Here is a 10397-nt window from a genome sequence, read left to right as displayed (position 1 = left end):
GTCTGAGTATATGCCCGCTGTGGGGGGGTAGCGGCTGGTAGCCCTTGACAAACAACATAGACTTCAGCATGACAGGACAGTGTCGCTTCAGTCGCTGGAACAAGCCTCGAGGCGATTTATCGAACGCCCTCCTGCGCGTTCGTGCGAGCGCAAGCGAGGCGTCCCTTTCTTCCGGATTCCAGCGGCGCTGCGCTGGTGCTCTGTGAACGCACCGCCTATCTCCACTCCAGCACGGTGGTGGATTCGATGTGCCCTTCCAGCCACTCGCGCTCGAACCAGGTGGGTTTCAGGCGGCTCTTGCTGAACAGCTTCTCTGCCTGGTCCGTGTAGTGCGGCGAGTCCGGATGGTCGCTCTGACCATAAGGGTTGGCACTGTAGGACTCCACCGCTCCCTTCCGGAACAGTACCACCTGCGTCCAGTTCTGCCCGGTGTAACCGTAGAAGATGCCGTCCTGTTCCATTCGTGCACCAACAGCCCGCAGGGTCTGTCCTCCTCCGGTTTCTCCTCCCGATATGGGCCACGACTTGCCGCCACGACGCACGCGGTGTATCTCGCCCCAGGGTACCTCAAGGCGTCCATAGCGGCTGCGTATCTCCTCTACCGCCTGCACCAGCGCCTTCAGCAAAGCATCACCTTGCTCCGGGGTCAAAGGCTTGCGGGCACGCACCGCTTCGGGGTCAATCGGTGGAGTGAACCGTTTGATGGCTTCTCGCCAGAAGCGAAACAGCGTCGCGCCTGCGCTGTCGGCGTTCATGAAGCCGTCCCACTGCTGCAGCAGGTTGATGGTGGGCTGCAGGCTCGCGACCAGCTGCCGGTCGGACGTGTGTCCTGCTGCCCATGTCAGCGCGTCTTTCCACTGTTCCGCCATGTCGGCGTGGGCGTCCAGTGCAATCGCGATTGCCTGCGCCAGCGTCATGCGGGGAGTGTTTTCCAGCAGTTCCACCGCCCGCCTGCCACGCGAGTTGTTTTCGTTGGGGCGCGTACCGTAGATGTATTCGGGATATTTATCTGCCGTCAGCGGCGAGTTCACCAGCATATTGTCGGGACCGATGTTGCAGTTCTGCATGTAGCCGCGCGAAGGGTTCAGCAGCTGCACCAGGTCTTTCATGGGGTGAATGCCCAGCCACTCGGTGGCACGGGTGTTGCCCGGAACGGGTTTGCTGAAGTCGTAGCCTTTCGGGCGGATGGGCACGCGTCCGGTGCGCACATAGAAGATGTTGCCCTCCACATCGGCATACATCACGTTCTGCTCCATGAAATGGTTCATCGCCATCGCCTGCTGGAACTCTTTCAGGTTGCGGGCGGTCGCCATTCGGTACAGCTGCACCACGAAGCCCACTTCGTTCATATACGGTGTGGCGACGGCGTAGGCGCGGTTGCCCTCACGCAGGAAAATCGGTCCGTGGTGGGTATAGTGCACCTCTCGCTCCACCGGTGGCTTGCCAGCGACGTTGATACGCACCTTGCGCACCGTCATATTGCGCCATTGGCCCTCATAGCGATACTGAAGCGGGTTGTTCGGGTTTACCTCTTCCACGTAGATGTCGGTGGTGTCGGGACCGCCGGTGGTAGCCGCCCAGCCCAGATAGCGGTTGTGTCCCAGTCCCAGCAGGGGCGCACCCAGTGGTCCGAAACCGGATATATGCAGTTCGCCCCCGTGAGCGCGGAACTCGTAGAAACGGAACTCGTTGTCCCAGGGGATGTGGGGGTCAATCAGCAGGATGGCGCAGCCCTCTGCCGTGCGTTCGGGGCGCACCGCCCACTGGTTGGAGCTGAAGGGGAGATTGACCTCGTTGCGCCGCTGCAGTTCCGCCAGCGCGCGTCCCATGGGCCAGTTGAAGATGATATATCGCCCCAGCGCGACCACCTGCCAGGGCTCGATTTTCGGTGCCCAGGCGGGAACCTGCTCGGGGTGCGCCCTCATATAGTCCTTGACGCCCTGCTGGTAGGCTTCGATGACCGCGCGGATTTTGGCAGGCAGTTCGCGGTAGCGGCGTCGGCTGACCTCCTCGTGCCCGACGAATCGTTGCAGCCAGTCGTGTTCTATCCACTGCTCTCCGAAGACCTCCGCCATCGTGCCCGCGGCGAGACGGTAGTTTCTGAGCAACTGCTCCAGTCTATCTTCTGCCTGCGCCCAGCCGAGTCCGTAGGCGACGCCCTCTTCGGTCTGCGCGTAAATATGGGGCACACCCCACGTATCGCGGTAGATGGTTACTTTCTCCGCAAAACAGATGCTGGCGAGCAACACCCAGCCCGCCAGAATGCCCAGCATACGACGAGACATTTTCTCCTCCCGCTATGGTTCGCTTTTTTGCCACAGGTCGCGAAGTTGCGGGAGTAAGTTCTTGCTCTGGTTGTATAAATCCTCTGAACTGAGCGGTTGTTTGCGCATTCCACAGTGCGCGAAGTCGTTGCGGAGGTCAGCAAGGGAAGGCCAGAGGTCGCGCAGGATGGCTATCAAATCGGGGTCTTTGAGCCAATCGGGGGGATGTGCCTCTCCTCCGGCACGGAAGGCACTCGACAAGACGCTCTCGATGTACCCTCGTCTGCAGGGGTCGAGCCACTCGCCTTGTGACAGAGAACCCTCGCCGTGACTGTACCACATTGCCCAGTTTACCACCCATTCCCGCGCCATTTGCGCGGCCTGCATGACCAAGCCGTACTGGTGCAGCTGTTCGATGAACTGTAGCTGCTTCTCCAGGTGTGAACTGTCCAGGACGTCAGTATTTTCGTAAGCCAGTTGCTCTACCTGCGCCTGTACGTCGTCGATGAGCAGGGTGAAGGGCTTTGCCCATGTCTGAATTTCCCCCGACGCCTTTGGCAGCAGGCCCTGTAGTTGCTTTGCGGCCTTGGCGGCGTCGATGGGGCGTGCGAGTTGTAACGCCTGCGACAGGGTGATGAGCCTGTCTCCTGCAGATTTAAGCGAGGTCGGTTCCCCTTTTTGCTCGCGGCGCAGACGGTCTTGCGTGCTGCGCAGCTTCTCGCCAATCCAGCGAGCGTCGCCTATCTCTTTGAAGCGACGGGTGGCTTCCATCCAGTCCAGCAGCTCGAGCAGCAGGTTCAGGTCAATCACGGGAGCCGCTGGCTCGCCCTTCATGTAACATCCGTAGAAGATATGTCTGACCCGTACCTCCTTCACCGTGCGCAGGAAAGCCGCAACCGCCACCAGCACCATCGGCAACGAGCGAAAGGCATGGGTCACATCAATGGCGATTTCGTCCCCGTGCTCGACGCTAGTGACGACGCAGTCGAAAATCTCCCAGATTTCCTGTTCGGTCCTTCCGTCGGGAATGGATACCGTTTGCACCTCAATTCTCTGCAGTCGGTGGCTCAACTGTTTCCAATTTTCGTGTTGTGCAGCTTCCTTCGTAAGAAACACCACCACCTTGTCCGCAGACAGCCAAGTCGCTAATGCCTCCGCAACAAACTCGGTTTCGCAGCGGTAATCATCCAAGACATAGGTGGTTTTCTGGTATTCGCCTGTTCCCAAGAAGGTCAGCAGTTTCATGTTACTCCCTCGGGGTTATCTTCACGATGAGCTTGCGGTTACCACTCACTTCTATCTGCACATCGGCGAGCAGGCGGCGCTTACCCTGCGTGAGTTTTTGCCTCGCAGCCTCGGGCAGGGTAGCCAGCAGCTGCTGGGTACGTTGTGGGTCGGCAAAGGCTCCCTCGCTACGCCCTTCGATAGTTCGCTGCACCTGCAGCACGCGCTGCCCCGGATTGTAGTTGACGACGACGTTCTGCCAGATGTCCGCAGCCGTATCCACAGGGATGGGCTTCGCCGATGGTGCTGCCTTCGCGGGAGAGGTATCTGCTTTGCCCTCATCTACGGTGAAGTAGCCGTATCCCGCGTTGGTTTTCGCGCCCACGCCGAGATACTGCAGGCACCACTGCAACAGGTTCTGGGCGAACGCGCCCCAGCCATCGTCGGGGGCTTGCAGGGCGAAGAGAAAGCGCGCGCCCGGGCGTACCACCAGAAACGGCACCGGATTGGGGTCGTCGAAGTCGGTCGGGTACGCCTGTCCCCGGCTGGTGTAGTAGTCGGCGTGGTGGACGGTGATGGTGTCGCGGTGGAACGGCTTGCCCTCCGCAGAGGCGGGGTCGTACCAGGCGTCCCAGAAGACGATGTAGCCTGCGGATGCGCGCCCGTTATCGTCGGAGTAACCGAACAACACGCGCAACTGTTCGTCGGCGAGCTTCCCATCGCCCTTCAGGCGCAGCGCGCCGCGACGGCACAACCCCTTCAGCGCGGAGCCGGGGATGATGGGAACGCCGTAGGTGCGGTGGACAGTCAATCCCACCTCCAGCACGCTTTCGTTGCCCAGCCCAACGGCGATGGGGGAAGCCGCGGTGGCGGTGAAGAGCCGAACGCCCTCTAACTGTTGCAGGGACTGGCGCCAGCGGGAGAACGCCGATTTGTAAACAGGCGATACCTCGCACTGCTGCGCCAGTTCGTAAAGCTGCTTCGCGCCCGTGTGTTCATCGTCGTGCTGGGTGAGATAGCGGTCGAGCATCAGCCCCACGTGTTGCCCTGCCTGCAGCTGCCCCTGCACAGCCAGATGTTCCCGCAGAGGCTTGCGTATCGCATCGGTTGCCATACTACCCCTCCTCGACCGACGCAGCGCTCTTCACTTCAAGGATGGACTCGGCGAAGCGCTTGAAATAGACCCATGCGGACAGGACGCGACGGGTATAGAGCATGTACTGGCTGGCGGAAGCCTCGCGCACCGCGGGCAGGACGTCGCCGCTCAGCGCGAGAACCTTCTGCACATGCTGCATCAGCAAGCGGTGTGCCTTCTCTCGCGCGTCTTGACCATCACCCGCCTTTGCCTGCGAGAACGCCAGAGCCTGACATAAGCCGCAGGTGCGTACCATCACGGGGAAGCTGTGGCACAGACCACCGTAGATTTGCCAGGTTTCCTTGTCCTCCTTATCGCGAACCCCCTGCACCAGCCGCGCCGCCAGCTCCATATCCTGTTGTGCGCGTGTTTTCATGCCATCACCACCCGACACAAGCCTCGCCCTACGGTGGAGTTGCCGCCCACCTGAATCAGGCTGGGCTGAAAGTTGTTCCAGAGTTCCTCGGGGTTTTTGCGGTAATGGTCGGCTACCAGCACCGCGCCGCTGAAAATGCTCTCCGCCGGAACTGCTTCCTCATACCATAACGCGCCCGGAGCGACGGTCTTAGTGTCATCCTGCAATCGCACCCGCGCCACCACCTCCACCGCCGTCTCGCACAGGAAGTTGAACACCTCATCCGAGACCAGCACGAACCGCTGCACCATGCTCTGCGGGTTATTGGTGAAGAGCGTGCCCGCCAGCGCGTTCGCTATCTGCGTTACCGCGTCGTCCTCTCTGGCAACGAGGTCCAGGTCTTCCAGATAGACTCTGCTATTTCGGGCAAGGGCGGAGCCTTTCGCCACCAGCGCATTCAAGCCCTCGGGGGAGTCGCTGACGGGCGGAACCTTCGCGAAAGGCGCAGCGATGCCCATCGCGTGGGCGTCGCGCAGGAAGCGTTCCAGCACCAGCGGGCAGGTGGCGTAGGCGAAGGTGCCGAAGTAGCTGCGTACCGCCAGACACAGGATGCGCTGGTCGGTGAAGCACAGCAGACCCGCCTCGCCCTCTTCCTCGCCGCGCACGTCCCTGCCGAAGGCGCGGTTAATCCACTCTTTGTTCTGCCCGTTGTTCAGCGCATCGCGCAGGACGCCTTTCAGACTGCTGGCGGGGATGATGGGCCAGCCGGTGGCTTTTTCGCGGGCGATGGGTAAATCCACCACCGCCACCGCCTGCCCGGTGCCGGAATGCACGGGCGTTAGCGCATGTAAGTAGAGCAGTTTGGCGCGTGTGCTGTGATTGCTCATCGTAGCGTCCCTCCGTTACCAGATTCCCCACAATACCAGTCCATAGCCGTCGCGTCGGTCGTGTTCATCGTCGCTGACGGGGCGCAGCCAGGCGTCTGCCAGCACAGCGGGGTCGCCCTCCAGCACCTCAAAGAAGTACACGCTTCCTGCAGGCGCGAGCAGGCGCAGGGGCTTCGGTTGCTGGCGGTCCTTGCGATAGCTCCAGCCGCTAACCGCCTCGCGCCGTTTCACCGCCGCGCCGATGAGACGCAGTTGGACACCTGATGCGCAGGGCGGGGAGCCTTCCAGCTTGCCGTTGAGCCAACCCGGTTTCCAGCCCCCTTCGAAGATAGCGGGCGTTGCCAGAAACATCCGCACGCGCTGGCTCTGGCTCAAAGCGCGGCGCAGGGTCTCCGAACAGGTGGGCCAGCAGGAATCTTCCGCCGGTTCGAGCAGAGCCAGACGCTTCTCGCCACCCAGAAGCCCCACGCCGCGTGCAAGGGATAGGTCTTCGTCACCCTCAAGGCGCGCCAGCAGCGCCCACCGCTCTCGCGAGCCGTTTTTGCCCCAGCGATACCGCTCGAAGGACAGATACTCCACGCTGTACAGCAGGCTTTCCGCGCTGACGCCCTTCTCGTCATCGATGGCGACGTGGGTGCGCTGTTCCACCTCCATCTTGCCGACCGGTTGCGGCGGGGTGAAGCCCGAGCCGTCCGCGCTCTCCAGCCAGCGCATCAGCGACGCGCCGTCCCAGTATTCATAGCCCTTGACCGGCTTCTCGTCGGTGTCTACGCGCAAGGGGACGAGATGCTTCGGCAGGTCGCAACCGGCGTGTTCGGGCAGGTCTGGCCATGGGCGCAGGGCAAACACCGATGGTTCCTTCGGCGTGCCGGTTATCAGGGCATCGGCAGGGGCGTGAAAGACTGCGTCGCCGTTGCGCTCCAGAAGCGGACCGTATACCGCTATCGCCAGCACGCGCAGGATGTCCTCCCGACGGTTCCAGTCTATCAGCATTCGGTTTCCCAGAAACGTGCGCACGAAGCCGGTGACCGTCGCGGGATAGGGACACGACAGCGTGCGCGCGGACAGCGAACCAATCTCCGCGCCAAACGGGCGACCATCGCGAAACAGCAGGGAGTCAATTCCCCGGATGCGCACCATCTGGCTGTTCATGACCGCACCTCCACGCCGTTAGGATACTCTGACAGAAAGCGGGCGACGATGAGCTGTTCTGCAAAGGCACGGAGATCCTCCGCCTTGCCGATGCGATCCATCCTCTGCTTGAAAGCGGGACGGAACTGTTTCACTGCCGCGCTGCCCTCTCTGCCCGTCTTGCGGTCGAAAATGCGAAACGCCTCTGCCTGCAGGCTGTCTGCCGATAAGCTGGCGTTCTCCACCTCGCGCGCCAGGTGTTGCAGTTCGTAGGGGAAGCCCCGCGTCAATCCCGCGCGGAACGCCTTCAGCCACTGCCTCCACCCGTCCAGATAGGGGTCGTCTTTGAACGAGGAGACGGCGGTCAGCGGCACGCCGCCGCGCGTGTGCAGGGCGATGGCTATCGCGTTGCGCGACTTTTTCGCCTCCGCCTCCGCCGCGCGCGCCCACTCCAGCGCCTGCTGCAGCATCTCCATGCGGTGTACAATCGCCACGCCGATGGACAGGGTGCCTCCCGAATCGTCATTTTTATCTTTGCGGAACTGTTCCATCGCCTGGTTAAAGGCAGCTGCCAGCTGGCACGCGCAGGAGAGTATCTGGTTCACTGCCAGGAACGCCAGCAGGTCATCGCCGCCCGCGTAGACGGTATAGCCGTGGTGCTGCTGGACCACTTTTTTCATCTCCTCCGCCACGTCCGCCAGCGCAGAGGAGAGTTTCTGATGACTTTGCATGTCGCGCTGTGCGCTGATGAGCTGCCCCATGCGGTCGCCGTCGGCGGCGAGGATGGCGTAGTAGGGCGGGCACTCGCTGAGGCGCGGGCTGAGGCTGTCCAGTATCCGGCGGCGCAGATGGTCAATCTCGGTCTGGTGCCGCTGCAGGTAGTTGCGGAGGGGCGGCTCGCCTTCTTCGATCTGCTCCTGCACGCGAGTGGGGAACATCAGGTCGCCGATGTCCACCGCGCCCGGCGCGTTGTCGGCGATGCGCTGCAGTTCTTGCACCGCCTGCTGGTCGGCGATGGGCAGGATGGCTCGCGCTGCCATGAGTGAGGTAGAGGGCACTTTTTTCTCCCCCAGCAGCCGCTTCAGCATGGAGACGGCGTCCAGATACTCGGTGCGCTTCAGGAAGAGAGGCTCTTTTTGCGCCTCATCGGGGATGCGAAGCCCCTGCTCCAGCTTCAGCACCGTGTCGCGCGACGGGTCTAACGGGCTTTTGGGGCGGCCGGGGCGGCAGGGAACCTGTCGGAAGTCGCGCAGTGCTTTGCGTCCTGCCAGCAGCCGCTCCGCCTGATGGCGCGCCTGCGCGTAGTCGCCGTTCAGGGGAACCCATGCCGCGTAGAACTCCAGAAAGTGCTTAATTTGCTCCTCGGCAAGGTGGTCGTCGAGGGGCACGCTGGGGATGCGGTCGCGTGCGGTCTGCCACTGTTGCCATAGCCATTGCACCGCCCCCTCACGCAATTGCTGGGCGAACGTCGCGGGGTCATCGGTATCGATGGTGGCGACCACTTTGTTGGGTCCGGGCACCTGTGCGCTGGCGGGGAAGATGAGCGTGCCTCCCTTGTCCTGAATGTCCTGCGCGAGGTGCATTGCCAGCTGCTGCAGGAGTTTGGAACCCGCCTGCAGGTCCACCGTGCGCCGCGCCGCCGCGATGAAGTCCTGCACGGGACCGATGGAGAGGGTGAGCAGGTAGCGCATCACGCACCTCCTATCCCGAATGCCTGCGTTTTCCAGCGCAGCTGCGCCGCTTTAACCACCGCCTCCAGCGGATGCCTGACCTGCAAATCGTTCAGCACCGCGTCCTGCGGAGGCGGCACGAGCTTCACCTGCTGGTCGGGTGGCTTGATGCGGACGCTGGTCGGTAGAGGCACCCATAACACCACGCACATCGGGCACACCTGCCCATTAGCGAGGGCGAGCGGTTTCAGGATGACCGGCGACGCCATGCGCCCGGTCTCGGCGGACTCGATGGTGGGCGCGTAAGGCGCGGTTTTGAACGACTGGTAGACAATCGGCAGACCGAGAAACGGTTTGGCAAGGGAGATGGTGTTGCCGTGCTGCTTGTGGAACTGCAACAGCGCCTTGCGGTAGTCGGACCAGCGGCAGCCTTCCATGGGTGTGTAAGCTTTGCTTCCCACGTGCCCCTTGCGGAACGCTGCCCAGAAACTGCCGAGATCGTGCAATACGTCCTTAGGCGACCCTTTCGGAGCACCAAGCACGATACGCGCCCCAGAGAGGTGTGCCAGTCGTGGCGGTTTCGGCGGCTCGCCTGCAGGCAGCAGCTGGCGGAACCACTGCTTGCGTTTCTCCTCATCCGCCGGCGGCAGCCAGCGACCCTGCTCATGCGTCACCGTCAACGCGCCACACCCACGCCGCGTGCGCGCCCCAACGCCCCCAAAAGCAATCCACGCCTTGAGGGTGTTTTCCACCTGTTGTTTTTGCGATTTCGACAGGCTCGGATCCAAAGACACCTGCAGGGTGAACTGCACATCGGGAATGCCCTTGGCAGGCGGAAGGTTTTGCTGTCTCTGCGCCTGAAACGGATACAGCAGATACTGCGCTTCCGGACCGACCTTTGCCGGACTGCCGCGCGGTCGGAAGTCCTCGATGGTCACCGGTTTGGCGTTGGAGCGCACGTCGGTCACGCGCAGGCGCACTTTACCGGTAGCGGGGTTTTTTTCGAGGGCTGCCGCGCCCCACAGCTCAGCCTCCGCCTGGAACAGGTCTTTCGCGCTGGCGTACTGTCCCCCGTACAGGGCGCGCCACCAGAAGCGCAGGTTGCCGCGCACGGTCGCCGGGCGGATGATGCACACGGGGTCGACCTCGCGTGCTTCGTAGCCCCCGCCGAACAGCGGTGTGATGAGGCGCAGGTGCAGGGTGAAGCCGTCCTCCTGCGCGGGCGGCTGCCAGTCCGGTGGCGAGATGTCAGGTGATGGACGTCGCATGACAGAACTCTCCTGACACGGTGCTGCTGGTCTCTTCTTCGTGTTCCCTTTGGGGTTTTCCTGCTTCGAAACGGACTTTTTCGAAAATTTTTTTTCAAACCCCGCCGCGCGGGGGCTACTCGTCCCCGTGACGATCGCCTATCTGGTGCTGCGCCCAGCGGATGAGAAGCAGCCCGATAATCAGGGGCACCAACAGCACGGGCGCCGCCGCGCTCAGTACAGCGATGCCGCACGCCATCAGGAAGGCGCATCCGAACATGGCACAGCAGTCCCGCATGAGGCACGCCTCCTTCGGTTGCCGCCGGTTTCCGTCCATGCGGGGAAGAGGCAACCATATACAGTGACACGCGAAAGGCAGGATAAGTTGCAGGAGCCATGCGCCTGTGTTGCTGAGCGACGCCACACTGTCATGCTGAGCCATGCGCCTGTTTTGCTGGGTGACGCCACACTGTCATGCTGAGCC

At 62.4% G+C, this 10397-nt stretch carries 9 protein-coding genes; all 9 read right to left on the bottom strand.

Annotated features, from left to right (window positions below; translation table 11 throughout):
- Nucleotides 1–215 precede the first annotated feature (215 nt).
- Nucleotides 216–2285: a penicillin acylase family protein gene (locus K6U75_16990; GenBank protein ID MCL6476730.1), complete on the bottom strand. Its 2070-nt coding sequence runs from the start codon at nt 2283–2285 to the stop codon at nt 216–218.
- A 12-nt stretch (nt 2286–2297) separates the two neighbouring features.
- Nucleotides 2298–3509: a TIGR02221 family CRISPR-associated protein gene (locus K6U75_16985; GenBank protein ID MCL6476729.1), complete on the bottom strand. Its 1212-nt coding sequence runs from the start codon at nt 3507–3509 to the stop codon at nt 2298–2300.
- 1 nt (nt 3510) lies between these two features.
- Nucleotides 3511–4602 (bottom strand): type III-B CRISPR module RAMP protein Cmr6, encoded by a 1092-nt coding sequence (cmr6, locus tag K6U75_16980; protein ID MCL6476728.1) that lies wholly within the window; start codon nt 4600–4602, stop codon nt 3511–3513.
- Nucleotide 4603: 1 nt separating this feature from the next.
- Entirely contained in the window at nt 4604–4999 is a 396-nt protein-coding gene (cmr5, locus tag K6U75_16975) for a type III-B CRISPR module-associated protein Cmr5 (protein MCL6476727.1), read from the bottom strand.
- On the bottom strand, nt 4996–5865 hold the full coding sequence (gene cmr4 / locus K6U75_16970) for a type III-B CRISPR module RAMP protein Cmr4 (protein MCL6476726.1): 870 nt from the start codon (nt 5863–5865) through the stop codon (nt 4996–4998). The genes cmr5 and cmr4 overlap by 4 nt, the downstream gene beginning before the upstream one ends.
- Nucleotides 5866–5880: 15 nt before the next feature.
- On the bottom strand, nt 5881–7017 hold the full coding sequence (cmr3, locus tag K6U75_16965; GenBank protein ID MCL6476725.1) for a type III-B CRISPR module-associated protein Cmr3: 1137 nt from the start codon (nt 7015–7017) through the stop codon (nt 5881–5883).
- A complete protein-coding gene (gene cas10, locus K6U75_16960; protein MCL6476724.1) occupies nt 7014–8687 on the bottom strand; it encodes a type III-B CRISPR-associated protein Cas10/Cmr2 in 1674 nt (557 codons plus the stop codon). The genes cmr3 and cas10 overlap by 4 nt, the downstream gene beginning before the upstream one ends.
- Entirely contained in the window at nt 8687–9934 is a 1248-nt protein-coding gene (cmr1, locus tag K6U75_16955) for a type III-B CRISPR module RAMP protein Cmr1 (protein ID MCL6476723.1), read from the bottom strand. Before cmr1 ends, cas10 begins: the two co-directional genes overlap by 1 nt.
- 115 nt (nt 9935–10049) lie before the next feature.
- Nucleotides 10050–10211 (bottom strand): hypothetical protein, encoded by a 162-nt coding sequence (locus tag K6U75_16950; protein ID MCL6476722.1) that lies wholly within the window; start codon nt 10209–10211, stop codon nt 10050–10052.
- Nucleotides 10212–10397 lie beyond the last annotated feature (186 nt).

It is taken from the genome of Bacillota bacterium, from assembly GCA_023511455.1.
Taxonomy (GTDB): domain Bacteria; phylum Armatimonadota; class HRBIN16; order HRBIN16; family HRBIN16; genus HRBIN16.
The sequence above is the reverse complement of the archived record's forward strand: the minus strand, read 5'-3'. Positions and strand labels throughout refer to the sequence as shown.